Genomic DNA, 13651 nt, shown 5'->3' with positions numbered 1-13651 from the left:
GCCCTTGCGAACCCACAGGGTTCGTCGCCTCAATCTTTCATCGACCCGCCTTGCGACGCCGGGCCGGCTCGTGTTGAGTGCGCTCAAGAGTGAACAGCGTTCACCGCCCGAGAAAGGACCCCTCCCCATGAGCCTCAGCCTCGCCGACCTGATTAAGACCGCAGAGATCACCGGCGACGGCCTGTTGGTCGAGCCGGGGCCGGGCTGGACGCAAGGACGCACCGCCTATGGCGGGCTGACCGCCGCGCTGTGCCTGGCCGCCGCCGAGCGCAAGGCTGCGCCGGGCCGGCCCCTGCGCAGCGCGATGATCAGTTTCGTCGGCCCCAGCGCCGGCCGGCTGGAGGTGACAAGCGAGCTGCTGCGCGAGGGGCGCACCGCCAGCGCGGTGCGCACACGGCTCAGCTCCGAGGCCGGGATCGGCGTCGAAGCGGTCTTCACCTTCTCCGGCGGACGGGATTCCGTGCTGGACTACGAGGGGCCCGCCCTGCCGGCCGGCGCCGCGCCGCCAGGACCGGACGCGGCGCCGCTGGTCTTTCCCGACGGCGCGCCTGAATTCACGCGCCGCTTCGAATTCGTCTGGGCGAGCGACACGGCCCCCTTCTCGGGCGCGTCCGAGCCGGTCGAGCGCGCCTGGGTGCGTCACGCCGATCCTGAAAGCCGGACGCACCCGCTGGCGCTTCTCTGCCTTGCGGACGCCCTGCCGCCGGCGGCGTGCACGATGCTTCAGACCTTCGCGCCGCTGTCCTCGATGACCTGGATGATCGATTTTCTCGGCGAGCCGCCGGAAACCGAGGAGGGCTGGTGGCTGCTCGAAGCGCGCGCCGACCAGACCGAGCGCGGCCATTCCAGCCAGGACATGACGATCTGGAACGCCGTCGGCCGCTGCGTGGCGAAAGGCCGTCAGACGGTGGCGATATTTGTCTGAGCTAACGCTCAGACGGGCGCCACCTTCGTCTGAGCGATCAGGGCCGGCTTCAGGCCGAACACGATCCGCAACGGGCCGGTCCGCCGGACGATCTCGTAGCCGATCGCGCAGCCCAGCACCGTCGCGCCGATGAGGATCACCGCTTCGCCCCAAACAGACAGCCCGGCGAATGTGAGCGCGTAGCCGGCCGTGACCGTGATCGTCTGGTGCAGGATGTAATACGGAAACACCGCCTCGCTGAGATAGCGCCGGGCCGCGTTGTCGTTGGTGAACCAGCGCCGCGCCGCACCCAGCAGAGCCAGGATCACCATCCAGGCGAAGACCGGCCGCGCGATCCTTGCGGTCCAGGCGGCGAGGGCGTTCTCCGCCGTCGCGTCCCAGTCGAGATAGGCGAGGAACAGACCGGTGCCGAGGACCAGCGCGAATCCTGCAACAAGCGGGAAGAGCGCGTCCACCGCCCGCCAGAAGCGCTCGGACTTCGCCGCCGCATAGCCGTAGAGCACGATGAACAGGCTCTGGGCGTGGTTCGCCCAGTCGCCCCAAAGCGCGTGGGTGGTCGGGTATCGCGCGGCGAGGCCGAAGCGCACGGCCAGGAACACGGCGGCCGGTGCGATCAGCACGGCGGCCCGGTGAAACAGGACCGGTTCGGCGCCCTCGCCTGCGCGCTTCAGCAGCGGATGCAGCACGGCGAGGATGAGCGCGTAGACGAGCAGATAGACGACGTACCACAGATGGTTCCAGGTCGGCGTGGCGACCTCCCACGGCCCGCCGAACACCGTCCAGTAAGGCAGGAAGTCCCGCCACTGCGCCCCGATCACGCCGGCGGCGCGCAACTCCGCCCAGGTCTGGGGCGGGACGATCACCGCCATGCCGAACACGATCACCGGGGCCAGCCGCCAGACCCGGTCGACGGCGAACGCGCCCGCGCCGCGCTTGTCGAGCAGATAGCGCATCGCCACGCCGGAGATGAAGAACAGAAGCGACAGCCGCCACGGGCTCGACAGCCACATCACGGGCTCGATCGCCGCGCTGGCGTGCACGCTCTTGGCGTGCCAGCCCTCGGTGTTGAAATACATCCCGCAATGATAGGCGATCAGCAGGGTGAAGGCGCCGATCCTGAGCCAGTCGAGATCATGGCGTCGGCCGGGGCTGAGCGAAGCGGAAGGATTGGCGGAGGTCATGGGCGCGTTCCTTGAAAGATCGCGCCCACCCTGCCGCGCGCTCGCCTTTTTCGCTCCCGCCCGGTGACGCCCGCCGCGCCCGCGGGACCGGCGGATGAAGCCCTGTGACGAACGGCGGTCTGCGCGTGACGAGCGGCGCTGGCGCGAAGCACCGGCGCACGGCACTCTTTGCTTATGACCCCGCCGATCGAACACCGCGCCGCCCGCAAGGCCTGGGCGCTTTACGCCGCGCTCGCCGGGGCGTTCTGGATCGTCAACAGTTTCAGCGCCCATACCGACTGGACGCGCACCGGCTATCCGGGCTCGCTGGTCGAGGCCTTCGTGCTCGAGGGCGTCAGCACGCTGTTCATCGTGTTGCTGTTTCCCGCGGTGGCCTGGCTGGAGCGCCGGGTTCCGCCCCGGCTGGACGCCTGGACGGCGGCGCTGCCCGCGCACCTCATCGGCTCGGTCGCGTTCAGCCTCGCCCATGTCGGGCTGATGATGGGATTGCGCGCGCTGCTCTGGCCGGTCCTGTTCTCCAAGCCCTACGAGGCGTTCGACGCCCCGCTGACCGATGCGCTCTACGAATACCGCAAGGATCTTCTGAGCTATGCGATCATGCTGGTGACGCTCGCTCTGTCGCGCGAACGCGAGGAGGCGCTGGCGGCGGCCGCCGCCGCCGGCCGCGCGGCGCGGGCCGACCGGATGGTGGTGCTCAAAAGCGGCGGGCGGGAGATCCGCCTGCCCGCCGGCGAGATCGTCGCGGCGAGCGCGCAGGGCAATTACGCCGAGGTGCGCACCGCCTCCGGCGCGCATCTGGCGCGGATCACGCTTTCAGGCCTTGAAACCCTGATGGCCGAGGCGGGCGCGGATCCGGTGCGGCTGCACCGCTCCCATCTCGCCGCGCGCGGCCATCTGCGCGAAATCGTCCCCACCGGCGGCGGGGAGGCCGAGGCGCGCCTGTCGGACGGATCGGTGCTGCCGGTCAGCCGGCGCTATCGTTCCGGACTCTAGCGCCCCGCGAGCGCCTGGCGGTACTCCGCCATCAGCGCATCCGCGTTCTCGCCGAGCGCGTACAGATAATCCCAGGAATAGATGCCCGAGGCGTGGCCGTCGGAGAATTTCAGGCGCACCGCGTAGCGGCCGACCGGCTCGGCCTCCTCGACGAGCACGTCTTGCTTGTCCCTGACCAGCTGTTTCTGGTGCGGGGCGTGGCCCTGAACCTCGGCCGAGGGGCTTTCCACGCGCAACAGCTCGAACGGAATCTCGAAGCGCTCGCCGCTCTCGAAGGCGATGTCGAGCGCTTTCGCGCCGCGTCTGAAGACGAGTTTTTCCGGCCAGGGACGATCGGCGGACGCCATGGCTCAGCCGTCCAGCTTGCGGGCTTCCTCGGGCAGCATGATCGGCACGCCCTCGCGGATCGGATAGGCGAGACCGGCCGATTTCGAGACCAGCTCGTTCGCCGTCCGGTCATAGTCCAGCGGGCCGCGGGTGACCGGGCAGACGAGGATCTCCAGCAGCTTCGGATCGACGCTGTGGGCGGTGTCTTGAGTGTCGCTCATGAGGAAAGCTCTTACGCGGCGGGGGCGGCGGCGTCCAGATGCGGCCTCTCAGGCCCGGTCCGGACCGGCGGAATCCAGCGCCGCGTCCATAAAGGCGCTCAGCCGCTCGGCGCGCTCGGCCGGGGTCGGCGCGACCAGCAGCATCTGCTTGGCTTCGGGATCGAACGGCGCGGCCATGGCGACCTTGTCGACCACGGCGTGAAGCGGGGCGCGCTCGATGGACTCCCAGTCCGCTTCGAGGCCCGTGAGCGCAAAAAAGCGCCGCAGACGGGTCAGGAAGGCGGCCTGTTCGTCAGCGCCGGTCAGCGGCTTGGGGGTGAGATCCTCGGTGAAATCGCGGTAGTCCGCCCGCGCCATCCGGTAGGGCGTCATCCGGTCGAGCTCTTCAGCGAGGGTGAAGCGCATCACGCCGGCGAGCACGATGAGATAGCGGCCGTCCTCGGTTTCCGAATGGCTGACGATCCGCCCCGCCGTGCCGACCGATTGCAGGTTAGGCCGTTCCTTCGGCCCGCCCGCGGCGGGCTGGACGACGCCCAGATACCGGTCGCCCGCCATGGCGTCGTCGACCATGTTCAGATAGCGCGGCTCGAACACGTTCAACGGCAGATGCTCGCCGGGCGGCAGGATGCAGCCCCGGATCGGGAAGAGCGGCAGCTCGCCGGGCGGTTCGAGGGCGTCGGTCATGGCGCGGGTCCAAGGCTGCGAATGCGGCGCGTTCCGAACCCGGAAGCTAGCACGGCGGCGCGCGCCGCCAAGCGGAGCTTACGAGAACAGGAGCGAGGACAACCGCCGGCGGCCCGCCTTGACCATGGGATCGTCGGGACCGGCGGCGTCGAACACCCGAAGGAGCAACTTGCGGGCGGCGGCCTCGTTCCAGTCGCGGTCGAGCCCGATGGAGTCCAGAAGCGCGTCGATCGCGCCGCCGGCGTCGCCCGCCGCCAGCCGCGACCGGCCGAGCTCGAAATGCGCTTCGGGGCTCTTGGCGTAGCGCTTTGCGAGGTCTTCAGCTTCGTCGAGATTCTTGGCTTCGCCAGCCTCGGCGGCGAGCTCCATCGAGGCGCGCACCGAGGCGACCGCCGGATGGGTCTTCTTCGGCTCGGGCACGGCGTTAAGGAACGCCTCGGCCTGCTCCCGGTCGCCCTGGGAGAGATGGATGCGCGCCATGCCGGCGAGCGCCTCGGGATGCTCGCGATCCATCTGCAGGGCGGCGGCGAAATCCTGCGCCGCACCGCCCGCGTCGCCCTGGGCCAGCGCGGCGTTCGCGCGCTCGATCAGCGCCTCGACATCCTCGCCGGAGACCTGACCCGACACCCGGGCGATGAACTCCTTGATCTGGCTTTCAGGCAGCGCGCCCATGAAGCCGTCGATCGGCTGGCCGTCCTTGAACGCGATCACGGCCGGAATGGACTGGATGCGCAGCTGGCCGGCAACGCCGGGGTTTTCGTCGATATTGACCTTGACGAGCTTCACCGCGCCCTTGGCGGCCAGCACCGTCTTCTCGATCACCGGGCCGAGCTGGCGGCAGGGGCCGCACCACGGCGCCCAGAAATCGACCAGCACCGGGACCTCCTGAGAGGGCTCGATCACGTCGGTCATGAAGCTCCGATCGGTCCCGTCCTTGACGAGATCGCCGCCGCCTGCGCCCGCCGGGGCCGCGCCAGACTGATGAGGCTGTCCGTTCGCGCCGAGAATGTCGGTCATGTCGCTCTCCCTGTACTCGGGTTCCGAGATGGCCTGCGGACGCGCCGCTTGCAAGTGCGCAACGGATATCCACAGGATTTGCAGGGCGCCGCTGCGTCTAAGCTCTTGAAGAATTTCGCGCTGAGTCCGGGCGCTTGAAACCGGGGCCTCGCGCGTGTATACACCGCGCCTCGAATTCGGCAGGATATTCAGCGGGCGGTCGGAAACGCGGCCGCCCGCTCGACGTTACGAGGGTCGCGAGCGCGATGAAACAGGACATTCACCCCGACTATCACTTCATCGAAGTGGTCATGACGGACGGCAGCCGCTTCAAGACGCGCTCGACCTTCGGCAAGGAAGGCGACGTGATCAATCTCGACATCGATCCGCGCACCCATCCGGCCTGGACCGGCGGCGCGCAGACCCTGGTCGACCGCGCCGGCCGCGTGTCGAAGTTCAAGGACAAGTTCAAAGGTTTCGGCGTTTAAAATCCGTCCATCCCCCCTCGATCGGACGGGCGAGAGCCCAGCTCCGCCGAGACCTTTAGAGGAACGCCCGCAGTCTCCCCTCGGCTGCGGGCGTTTTTCGTTCCAGGACGGGCTCTTCCTGTTTTAGCGCTGCGCGGGAAATACGGGCGACGCGCAGGCGGCGCGGCCGACAATTCCGGACAATTGCCACCGCGCGTAAACACCGCGATGCTGGGCGCCCTCATGGCTGGGGCCGTCCATGATCCTCGACAATCTCACCCGCGCCTTCCGCACCCAGAACTGGCTCACCGTGGCGACCGAGTTCGTGATCGTCATCGCTGGCGTGGTGATCGGGTTTCAGATCAACGCCTGGAACGAGGCGCGCGCCGACCGGGCGCTGGCCGAGCGATACGTCGCCGACGTCCGGGCCGACATCACCGCAGATCTGTCCATGTACCAGTCTGTGCGGCGGATGTCAGCGTTGCGCCGGGAGGCGGGCCTGGCCGTGCTGGATGCGATCGAGACCGGGCCCTACGGCGATCCCGGCGTGGCCTATTATCGCGCCGCCGACACGCAGGAATCCGGGTTCGATCTCCAGCGCCGCCGCGTATTTGACGATTACCTGCCGCATGCGGTGGCCGCGTTGCCGCTGGAGACGCAGCGCTGGGTCTATGAGCAGTTGAGAGACCCTCTCGAGCCTGCAGGCGACGGGGCTCCGCCCGCCGCCGTCGCCGACGCCGCGCTCACGCGCCTGCGAGATGACGCATCAGCAGTCACCGCGCTCAAGGCCGTCGTGCGCGGATCCTGGTCCCTGGATCTCGAAATCGACCGGATGGAGCGCGACGCGCGCGCCGTGCTCGCCGCGCTGGAGGCCGAAGAATGATCCCTCGGCGTCTTCAGGCCGCACACGGCGCGGTGGCCGCCTGCAACAGCTGATGAGGGCCTACCGCCCGAACGCCTGGTTCAGCCGGTCGAGCTGGCTGGCGACGGGGTTGGGGGCGGTGTCGGCTTGGAGCTCGGCCGCCTCGAACAGCGAGCGGTCGAGCCGGGACAGCCGCTCGTGCAGGGTGCGGGCGCGCAGAGCGAGATCGCCCAGGCGCGGCGGGCAGGGATCGTCCCCGGCCGGCCAGGACGCGTCCTTGAGCTTGGACGGCGTGAGGCGGTAGCGCTGCTCGGCGGCTTCGGCCGGGCTCATATCGCCTTCGGCCACGGCGCGCTGGGTCAGGAGCCAGCTCGCGCACTGCATCAGCTGGGTGGTCAGCGCCATGGAGTCCGCCGCGTAGGACAGCGCGCCGGTGCGGCCCAGCCGCTTGGCGTCCTCCCGGCCCGGACCGTCGAGATAGCTCGCCGTCTCCTCGACGAGGTCCATGCCCTCGCGAAACAGGCGGCGGAACATTTCTGAGGCCGCGAAGTCGGCGACCCGCGCCTTCACGTCGGCGCTGCTCTTGGCGTCCACCGGGGTCATGGCGTTTCCCGTCTCAAGCTCGTTTCCCTCTGCCCGTCCCGGGATGTGCCGGAAGCGGACGGCTTTCAGGGCGCAGGTGCAAGCCCCGGACCAGTCAGCCCTTTTTGAACAGGGCTTCGGCCGAGGCGCGGCCCTTCGTCTTGCTGGCGATCATCGCCTCGGTCCGGGCGATCTCGGCTTCAAGAACGCGCTTGCGCTCGGAAAGCTGCTCGAGACCGAAGATCGACAGGTCCTCGCCTGGCGTTATGGTTTCTTTTTGCTTTCCCGGCTCGTCTTCGAACATGGCCTTCCACCCGCTGGTCGTGTCATGTCGGGACGAGAATAAACCACCGGCCAGAAAGAGTCCCGCCCCATGACCCATCGCACCCGCATCGTCACCGCGCCCCAGCCCGGCGGCCCCGACGCGCTAAGGATCGAAGAGCGCGAGCTCGCGCCCGCAGGCCGGGGCGAAGTGCTGATCGACGTCGCCGCCGCCGGGATCAACCGGCCCGACGTGTTCGAGCGGATGGGCTTCTACCCGCCCCCGCCCGGCGCGCCCGAGGGGCTGGGCCTGGAAGTGTCCGGCACGGTGCGCGATGCGGGCGAAGGCGCGCCGTTCAGGCCCGGCCAGCCGGTCGTCGCGCTCGTCGCCGGCGGCGGCTATGCGGACATCGCCCGCGCCGACGCAGGCTCGGTGATCGCCGCGCCGGAAGGGATCGATCTGATCGACGCCGCGGGCCTGCCCGAGACGGTCTTCACCGTCTGGTCGAACGTGTTCGACACGTGCGGGCTGTCGCCCGGGGAAACCTTCCTGGTGCATGGCGGCGCGAGCGGGATCGGCACGACGGCGATCCAGATGGCCAAGGCCCATGGCGCGCGCGTGTTCGCTACCGCCGGCTCGGCCGGGAAGACCGCGCTGTGCGAAAAGCTCGGCGCGGACCGGGCCTTCAACTATCGCGAGGAGGACTGGGCGGCGTCCATAAAGGACGCGGGCGGGGTGGACGTGATCCTGGACATGGTCGGCGGGGACTATGTCGACAAAAACCTGTCGGCGCTCAATTTCGGCGGCCGGGTCTCGATGATCGCGTTTCTCAAGGGCTCGCGGGTGGAGGTCGACCTGATGCGGCTGATGCTCAAGCGCCAGACGCTGACAGGCTCCACCCTGCGGTCACGCCCCGCAGCAGAAAAAGCCGCGATCGCCGACGCGGTGAAGGGCAAGGTCTGGCCCTGGGTGAGATCAGGCGCGGTGCGGCCGGTGATCGACTCGGTGTTTTCCCTCGAAGACGCGGGCGAGGCGCATGCGCGCATGGATCAGATGGCCCATGCGGGCAAGATCTTGCTCACGCCCTGACGTCAAAGGGGTGTTCCCACGCGCGCCGCGGCGCGATATAGGAGAGGCGAAATCCTCACGAAGCACGGTCCTCATGGACGCTTCGCGGGGTCGGTTCACGGACAAGCCCGGCGACCGCGCCGGGCTTTCTTTTTGACGCGACGAGGACAGGACATGGCCGAAATTCTGATGCCCAAGGCGACCGCGGTCTGGCTGGTGGACAACACCGCCCTGACCTTCGAGCAGATCGCCGATTTCACCGGGCTGCACCATCTGGAAGTCAAGGGCATCGCCGACGGCGACGTGGCCGCCGGCGTGCGCGGCTCGGACCCGATCGCGGCCGGCCAGCTCGAGCGCGAAGAGCTCGCCAAGGCCGAGAAGAACCCCGACTACCGGATGACGGCGTCCAAGCCGAAATACGCCGAGCTGCAGGAAGGCAAGCGCAAGGGCCCGCGCTACACCCCGCTCTCGCGCCGCCAGAACCGGCCCGACGCCATCGCCTGGCTGGTCAGGAACCATCCAGAGCTGACCGACGCGCAGATCTCCAAGCTGATCGGCACGACCAAGACCACGATCCAGGCCGTGCGCGAGCGCAGCCACTGGAACGCGCCGAACATCAAGCCGACCGACCCGGTCTCGCTGGGCCTGTGCAGCCAGATCGATCTGGACGCCATGGTCGCCAAGGCGTCCGACCGCAGAAAGCAGATGGAAGACGAAGGCCAGATCGAGAAGGAAGAGGACACGCTGCGTCCCGCCGAGGAGAACGACATGGCCAACGCCCCGACCACGCTCGACGAGCTGTTCGGCAAGCCCAAGAACGACTAGGGCGTCCCGGCGCCGCCCCGAACGTCAAAGCCCGGCCCCGCGCGGCCGGGCTTTTCGTGTCAATCCTCGTAATCTTCCGGCTTAATCGTGTAGTTCAGCGCCAGGCGGCCGCCGTCGGCGTAGACGCATTCGCCGGTGACGTAGCTGGCGTCCTTCGAGGCGAGGAACCAGGTCACGCCGGCGATCTCGTCGGGGTCGCCCAGGCGCGCCAGCGGGGTTCGCGAGAGGATCCGGTTCATCGCCGCCTTATCGTCGGCGACTTTTTTCAGGATCTCGGTGTTGATCGAGCCCGGCCCTACCGCGTTCACGCGCACGCCCCACGGGGCGAGCGAGAGCGCCATCGCCTTGGTCATCTGGTTGAGCGCGCCCTTGCTGGCGACGTAAGCGAGCTGATCGGGGATGGCGACCTGGGCGTTGACCGAGCTCATGTTCACGATGGCGTAGCGCTTGCGGCAGTCCTCGGTGCGCGTGCCTTCAGCCTCGATCTGCTCGATCATCTGTTTGGCGCAGGCGCGCGCGACCAGGAAGGCGCCGCGCACGTTCACGCCCATCACCTTGTCGAAATCGTCGAGCGATAGCTCGAGCACGTCGCCGCCCGCCACCACGGCGGCGTTGTTCACCAGCACGTCCACCCGATCGAACGCGGCGCGCGTCTCGGCCATGAGATTGGCGACCGAAAGCTTGTCGGAGACGTCGCAGGGCACGAAGAGCGCGCGTTCCTTGCCGCCGTCGAGATCGCTGGCGAGCGCTTCGCCGGCGTCCTCGTCGACATCGGCGATGACCACGCTGAGCCCTTCGTCGACGAAGCGGCGGGCGCAGGCCGCGCCGATTCCGTTGGCGCCTCCGGTGACGATGGCGACGCGATCGGATGTCGGCATGGGGCGGGCTCCTCGAGCGAACTGGCGCGCGATCAAAGACGCGCCGCGCCCGATTGTAAACCGTTGCGGCGGGGGCGGTTCAGTCCCCGTTCACCCGGTGATGATCGGCGGCGACTTCCGGATCGTCCGGCGCGAGTGCGTGGGCGCGGGCGTAAAGCTCGGCGGCTTCGTCGTGGCGGCCGAGCTGTTCGAGGGCTGCGGCGCGCGAATGGACGATCTGGCCGCTTTCGGGATCGGCTTCGACCGCGGCGTCGCAGATATCGAGCCCGTCCGCCGCGCGGCCGGCCTTGACCAGCGCCCAGCACAGCGCGTTGAGCGCGCCGGCGTCGTCTGGCGCGATCGCGACCGCCTCACGGCCGTCAGCGACGCCTTCCTCCGCGAAGCCCATCTCGACGAAGGCGGCCGAGCGGCCGATGCGGGCGCTGAGATAGTCCGGGTCGCGCCTCAAGGCGGCGTCGAAGGCGGCGACGGCGAGTTCGGGCTGCTTGAGGTCGAGATAGGCCGAGCCCGCCAGAAGCTGGGCGAAGGCGTCGTCAGGGCGCAGGGCCAGGGCGCGGTCGAGATCTTCGAGCGCTTCGGCGGGGCGGTTCAGGGCGAGATAGGCCATCGCCCGGTTCCTGCGGATCAGCGGCGTGTCGACATCGCCGCCATTGCCGCCGACCAGGGCGAAGACCTGATTATAGGTCAGAAGCGCGTCTTCGTGGGCGCCGGCGGCGAGCTGGGCCGCGCCGAGCCGGGCGCGGAGCTCGGCCTCGACCGGCCAGTCGTAGAGCCGCTCGGCGAGGCAGGCCTCGAACGCGCCGATCGCGGTCTCGGCGTCGGAGTCTTCAAGCGCGGTATAGCCTTGGGGGCAGAGATCAGCGCGCTGGGCGTTCGCAGGCGCGGCGGCCATGGCGGCGAGCGCGGCGGCGATCATGAGAAGGCGGAAGGGCGTCATGGTGGTCCTGAACGCTGCGGTCCGGTTAAAGATGGGCCCTGCGGGCCGGTGGGGCAATCCGCAGGCGCGGCGACCGGTTCCGGATATGAAAAAGGCGGGCGCCGCAGCGCCCGCCTTCTCCGGTGTGAGAGAGCGCGCCGTCAATGTCGTCGTCGGAGCTGCTCGATCTCTTCCTTGAGCCTGAGTTTCTGTTTTTTGAGGGCGGCGACTTGAAGCGAGTCCGAGGCGGGCGATTTCATGGCTTCGGTGATCTGGCCCTCCAGTTTCGCGTGGCGGGCGTCGAGCTCACGAATACGGGCTTCAGCGGCCATATATGCCTCCCTTGCTGAGTGGGACTAGGATTGAAACACCCCTTGCGCGGGTCTGGCAATTCACAAAAACGTCCGGGTCACGGACAAAATCAGGACGGAGTGAACAAGGCGTGAGCGATCCCTCTGAGCGGCAAAGGCTAATCCTCGGCGTGTCCGGCGCCTCGGGCGTGATCTACGGCGTGCGGGCGCTCGACGCGCTGGGCGAGCTGGGCGTGGAGCGCCATCTGGTCGCCTCCCGCGCGGCGGAAATGACGCTGGGCTACGAGACCGGTCTGAAGCCCGCCGCTTTGGCCGCACGCGCCGATCATGTCTACGCCATGCCCGATATCGGCGCGCCGATCGCGTCTGGCTCGTTTCGCACGCTGGGCATGCTGATCGCGCCGTGCTCTGTCAGGACGATGAGCGAGATCGCCACCGGCGTGACCAGCTCGCTTCTCACTCGCGCCGCCGACGTGGTGCTGAAGGAGCGGCGCAGGCTGGTGCTGATGGTGCGTGAGACGCCGTTTCACCTGGGCCATCTCAGGACCATGACGCAGCTCACGGAAATGGGCGCGATCATCATGCCGCCCCTTCCCGCCTTCTATGCGCGGCCTGAAAGCCTTGAAGCGATGGTCGACCAGTCGGTCGGCCGGGCGCTCGATCTGTTCGGGCTGGACTGGAAATCCACCCGGCGCTGGGGCGAGGACTTGACCCAGGGCCGCCGGCCCGGCGCGGCCCGGCGTGCGGGCAAGGCGGCTGAATGAGCGAAGAGGCGCTCGGCTTCTGGGATTTCTCGCTCGCGGTCTATGGCCGGCCGGGGGTGAAAGAGGCGTGCCTCGATCTCCAGTCCGCCGGCTTCGACGTCAATCTCGCCCTGTTCATCTGCTGGGCGGCGTTCACCGGCCGCGATCCCGCCCCGGCGCTGGACGAAGCGATCGAGACGAGCGCGATCTGGTCAGGCCGCGTGGTCAAGCCGCTGCGCGCAGCGCGCGACGCGCTGAAACCCGCGCCGGACTTCGTCGACGCCGAGGCCGCGGCGGCCCTGCGCAAATCCATCCTCGCCGACGAGCTCGAAGCCGAGCGCCTGCAGCAGGCCGCGCTCGAACCGCTCGCCGCCGCTTGCCCCGCTCATGGCGGCGACGCGCAGGAAACCGCGGACGCGGCGCTTATCGCCTACGGCGCCGCCATCGGGCGTCCAGTCCGGACCGGATTTGTTAAGACCATTTTCTCGGCGGCGAAAAATGTGTAATATCCACAGCCTCGCGCAGGAGGCCGCACGATGCGACCGGCGGCCGGCGCGGCTGGCTTAATCTAGACATCGGCGCGCGCGGCTCGCGCGGCGCGATCTCAGCGATCCGGGACCGGCATGGACGGCGAATTCGACGAAACCGCCCTCAGGCGGCGCCTTGCAGACCTCGAACGTGAACACCGCGCGCTGGACGCCGAGGTGAGCGCGCTGACCATGTGCGGCGTGGTCGATCAGCTCAAGGTCATGCGCCTGAAGCGCCGCAAGCTTCAGCTCAAGGACGAGATCTTCCGCATCGAGGATCTCCTGCACCCCGACATCATCGCGTAAAGCGCGCCGCCGCCGCAATCACGGCGCGCAGCGCGTCGGCGGCTTCGGCCGCGGTGAGCGCCGCGCCGGGCGTTCCGGTCATCGGCAGGTGGACGAAAACCGCCGGCGCGCTGAAGCGGCCCAGCGCCAGATAATACGTGAACTCGCAGACATAGCGCCCCGCGTCTTCGCTGACCTCGACGTCTGCGCCCGCCGCTTTGACCGCCTCAGCCAGCGCGTCGAGATCGAGCCGCGTACGCCGCTCTTCAGGGCCGCCAGGCTCGATCGGTCCGGGCGTCCAGCACCGGCCCGCCGCGTCGGGCCGACCGGGCAGAACAGCGTTCCGCGCCCGAACCTCGAGCCGGATGCGCTGCGCCTCGGCCGCGAGCCCGGTCAGCACGACGAGGTCGGGCGACAGGGTCCGCGCCGCGTTGTCGAGGTCCGAGGGGACTGAAGCGAAGGTCGTCTCGAAGATCAGCGTCTCGATACGCCAGCCTTCCGGCGGCTGCGCCTTCACCGCCTCGATGACGGAGCCTGTGGGATTGACCGGCGCGCCGGGAAACGGGCCGAATCCGGTCAGAAGCGCGGTGCGCACGCC

20 protein-coding genes are annotated in these 13651 nt (G+C 68.8%); 9 read left to right on the top strand and 11 right to left on the bottom strand.

Features of this window, described 5'->3' with window-relative positions; translation table 11 throughout:
• Positions 1–127: 127 nt before the first annotated feature.
• Positions 128–925, top strand: coding sequence for a thioesterase family protein (locus tag ABL308_05335; protein XBQ17302.1), 798 nt, complete (start codon positions 128–130; stop codon positions 923–925).
• Between the two features lie 8 nt (positions 926–933).
• Here ABL308_05335 and ABL308_05330 read toward each other — a convergent pair whose 3' ends face one another.
• A complete protein-coding gene (locus ABL308_05330; GenBank protein ID XBQ17301.1) occupies positions 934–2106 on the bottom strand; it encodes an acyltransferase in 1173 nt (390 codons plus the stop codon).
• 174 nt (positions 2107–2280) lie between these two features.
• Between ABL308_05330 and ABL308_05325 the strand changes: the two genes are divergently transcribed.
• Positions 2281–3099, top strand: coding sequence for a LytTR family DNA-binding domain-containing protein (locus ABL308_05325; protein ID XBQ17300.1), 819 nt, complete (start codon positions 2281–2283; stop codon positions 3097–3099).
• Here the strand turns inward: ABL308_05325 and ABL308_05320 are convergent.
• The 4 genes from ABL308_05320 to trxA all read right to left on the bottom strand — a co-directional run bounded on the left by ABL308_05320 (position 3096) and on the right by trxA (position 5348).
• Positions 3096–3446 (bottom strand): gamma-butyrobetaine hydroxylase-like domain-containing protein, encoded by a 351-nt coding sequence (locus ABL308_05320; GenBank protein XBQ17299.1) that lies wholly within the window; start codon positions 3444–3446, stop codon positions 3096–3098. The two genes, ABL308_05325 and ABL308_05320, sit on opposite strands and share 4 nt — an antisense overlap.
• Positions 3447–3449: 3 nt before the next feature.
• Entirely contained in the window at positions 3450–3647 is a 198-nt protein-coding gene (locus ABL308_05315; GenBank protein ID XBQ17298.1) for a Trm112 family protein, read from the bottom strand.
• Positions 3648–3695: 48 nt separating this feature from the next.
• Positions 3696–4331 carry an LON peptidase substrate-binding domain-containing protein gene (locus tag ABL308_05310; protein XBQ17297.1) on the bottom strand — a complete coding sequence of 212 codons (636 nt, stop codon included), beginning with the start codon at positions 4329–4331 and terminating at the stop codon, positions 3696–3698.
• Positions 4332–4409: 78 nt separating this feature from the next.
• Positions 4410–5348, bottom strand: a complete 939-nt coding sequence (gene trxA / locus ABL308_05305; GenBank protein XBQ17296.1) for a thioredoxin — start codon at positions 5346–5348, stop codon at positions 4410–4412.
• A gap of 245 nt (positions 5349–5593) precedes the next feature.
• Between trxA and rpmE the strand changes: the two genes are divergently transcribed.
• Together rpmE and ABL308_05295 are read left to right on the top strand one after the other, a co-directional pair.
• Positions 5594–5815, top strand: coding sequence for a 50S ribosomal protein L31 (rpmE, locus tag ABL308_05300; GenBank protein ID XBQ17295.1), 222 nt, complete (start codon positions 5594–5596; stop codon positions 5813–5815).
• 238 nt (positions 5816–6053) lie between these two features.
• Entirely contained in the window at positions 6054–6677 is a 624-nt protein-coding gene (locus tag ABL308_05295; GenBank protein ID XBQ17294.1) for a hypothetical protein, read from the top strand.
• A 60-nt stretch (positions 6678–6737) separates the two neighbouring features.
• Here ABL308_05295 and ABL308_05290 read toward each other — a convergent pair whose 3' ends face one another.
• Positions 6738–7259: a DUF1465 family protein gene (locus ABL308_05290; protein XBQ17293.1), complete on the bottom strand. Its 522-nt coding sequence runs from the start codon at positions 7257–7259 to the stop codon at positions 6738–6740.
• Positions 7260–7353: 94 nt separating this feature from the next.
• On the bottom strand, positions 7354–7542 hold the full coding sequence (locus ABL308_05285; GenBank protein XBQ17292.1) for a DUF1192 domain-containing protein: 189 nt from the start codon (positions 7540–7542) through the stop codon (positions 7354–7356).
• A gap of 69 nt (positions 7543–7611) precedes the next feature.
• Here ABL308_05285 and ABL308_05280 point away from each other — a divergent pair, with 69 nt between their 5' ends.
• Both ABL308_05280 and ABL308_05275 read left to right on the top strand, forming a co-directional pair.
• The gene (locus tag ABL308_05280; GenBank protein ID XBQ17291.1) at positions 7612–8589 is read left to right on the top strand and encodes an NAD(P)H-quinone oxidoreductase; all 978 of its coding nucleotides are present in this window, start codon (positions 7612–7614) and stop codon (positions 8587–8589) included.
• A 153-nt stretch (positions 8590–8742) separates the two neighbouring features.
• Positions 8743–9393, top strand: coding sequence for a cell cycle transcriptional regulator TrcR (locus tag ABL308_05275; protein ID XBQ17290.1), 651 nt, complete (start codon positions 8743–8745; stop codon positions 9391–9393).
• A gap of 59 nt (positions 9394–9452) precedes the next feature.
• Here the strand turns inward: ABL308_05275 and ABL308_05270 are convergent, their stop codons facing one another.
• The 3 genes from ABL308_05270 to ABL308_05260 form a co-directional block, all read right to left on the bottom strand.
• Complete coding sequence (locus tag ABL308_05270; GenBank protein XBQ17289.1) at positions 9453–10271, bottom strand: SDR family oxidoreductase; 819 nt, start codon at positions 10269–10271, stop codon at positions 9453–9455.
• Positions 10272–10350: 79 nt separating this feature from the next.
• Positions 10351–11208: a tetratricopeptide repeat protein gene (locus ABL308_05265; GenBank protein ID XBQ17288.1), complete on the bottom strand. Its 858-nt coding sequence runs from the start codon at positions 11206–11208 to the stop codon at positions 10351–10353.
• A gap of 140 nt (positions 11209–11348) precedes the next feature.
• Entirely contained in the window at positions 11349–11519 is a 171-nt protein-coding gene (locus ABL308_05260) for a DUF465 domain-containing protein (protein ID XBQ17287.1), read from the bottom strand.
• A gap of 110 nt (positions 11520–11629) precedes the next feature.
• On the opposite strand from ABL308_05260, the gene ABL308_05255 reads away from it, so the two are divergent.
• The 3 genes from ABL308_05255 (at position 11630) to ABL308_05245 (ending at position 13074) form a co-directional block, all read left to right on the top strand.
• Positions 11630–12262 carry a UbiX family flavin prenyltransferase gene (locus ABL308_05255; protein ID XBQ17286.1) on the top strand — a complete coding sequence of 211 codons (633 nt, stop codon included), beginning with the start codon at positions 11630–11632 and terminating at the stop codon, positions 12260–12262.
• The gene (locus ABL308_05250; GenBank protein ID XBQ17285.1) at positions 12259–12747 is read left to right on the top strand and encodes a TIGR02444 family protein; all 489 of its coding nucleotides are present in this window, start codon (positions 12259–12261) and stop codon (positions 12745–12747) included. Before ABL308_05255 ends, ABL308_05250 begins: the two co-directional genes overlap by 4 nt.
• Before the next feature lie 117 nt (positions 12748–12864).
• Positions 12865–13074, top strand: a complete 210-nt coding sequence (locus ABL308_05245; protein XBQ17284.1) for a DUF465 domain-containing protein — start codon at positions 12865–12867, stop codon at positions 13072–13074.
• Here ABL308_05245 and ABL308_05240 read toward each other — a convergent pair.
• A complete protein-coding gene (locus tag ABL308_05240) occupies positions 13064–13648 on the bottom strand; it encodes a hypothetical protein (protein XBQ17283.1) in 585 nt (194 codons plus the stop codon). The genes ABL308_05245 and ABL308_05240 overlap by 11 nt on opposite strands.
• Positions 13649–13651 lie beyond the last annotated feature (3 nt).

The organism is Oceanicaulis sp., from assembly GCA_040112665.1.
GTDB lineage: Bacteria > Pseudomonadota > Alphaproteobacteria > Caulobacterales > Maricaulaceae > Oceanicaulis.
The sequence above is the reverse complement of the archived record's forward strand: the minus strand, read 5'-3'. Positions and strand labels throughout refer to the sequence as shown.

Coding starts and splice junctions, on each gene's coding strand:
- ABL308_05275 (XBQ17290.1), top strand. CDS start 8,743: ATGGCCGAAATTCTGATGCCCAAGGCGACCGCGGTCTGGCTGGTGGAC.
- ABL308_05245 (XBQ17284.1), top strand. CDS start 12,865: ATGGACGGCGAATTCGACGAAACCGCCCTCAGGCGGCGCCTTGCAGAC.
- ABL308_05325 (XBQ17300.1), top strand. CDS start 2,281: ATGACCCCGCCGATCGAACACCGCGCCGCCCGCAAGGCCTGGGCGCTT.
- ABL308_05335 (XBQ17302.1), top strand. CDS start 128: ATGAGCCTCAGCCTCGCCGACCTGATTAAGACCGCAGAGATCACCGGC.
- ABL308_05280 (XBQ17291.1), top strand. CDS start 7,612: ATGACCCATCGCACCCGCATCGTCACCGCGCCCCAGCCCGGCGGCCCC.
- ABL308_05330 (XBQ17301.1), bottom strand. CDS start 2,106: ATGACCTCCGCCAATCCTTCCGCTTCGCTCAGCCCCGGCCGACGCCAT.
- ABL308_05290 (XBQ17293.1), bottom strand. CDS start 7,259: ATGACCCCGGTGGACGCCAAGAGCAGCGCCGACGTGAAGGCGCGGGTC.
- ABL308_05265 (XBQ17288.1), bottom strand. CDS start 11,208: ATGACGCCCTTCCGCCTTCTCATGATCGCCGCCGCGCTCGCCGCCATG.
- ABL308_05310 (XBQ17297.1), bottom strand. CDS start 4,331: ATGACCGACGCCCTCGAACCGCCCGGCGAGCTGCCGCTCTTCCCGATC.
- ABL308_05285 (XBQ17292.1), bottom strand. CDS start 7,542: ATGTTCGAAGACGAGCCGGGAAAGCAAAAAGAAACCATAACGCCAGGC.
- ABL308_05295 (XBQ17294.1), top strand. CDS start 6,054: ATGATCCTCGACAATCTCACCCGCGCCTTCCGCACCCAGAACTGGCTC.
- ABL308_05315 (XBQ17298.1), bottom strand. CDS start 3,647: ATGAGCGACACTCAAGACACCGCCCACAGCGTCGATCCGAAGCTGCTG.
- ABL308_05270 (XBQ17289.1), bottom strand. CDS start 10,271: ATGCCGACATCCGATCGCGTCGCCATCGTCACCGGAGGCGCCAACGGA.
- rpmE (XBQ17295.1), top strand. CDS start 5,594: ATGAAACAGGACATTCACCCCGACTATCACTTCATCGAAGTGGTCATG.
- ABL308_05250 (XBQ17285.1), top strand. CDS start 12,259: ATGAGCGAAGAGGCGCTCGGCTTCTGGGATTTCTCGCTCGCGGTCTAT.
- trxA (XBQ17296.1), bottom strand. CDS start 5,348: ATGACCGACATTCTCGGCGCGAACGGACAGCCTCATCAGTCTGGCGCG.
- ABL308_05260 (XBQ17287.1), bottom strand. CDS start 11,519: ATGGCCGCTGAAGCCCGTATTCGTGAGCTCGACGCCCGCCACGCGAAA.
- ABL308_05320 (XBQ17299.1), bottom strand. CDS start 3,446: ATGGCGTCCGCCGATCGTCCCTGGCCGGAAAAACTCGTCTTCAGACGC.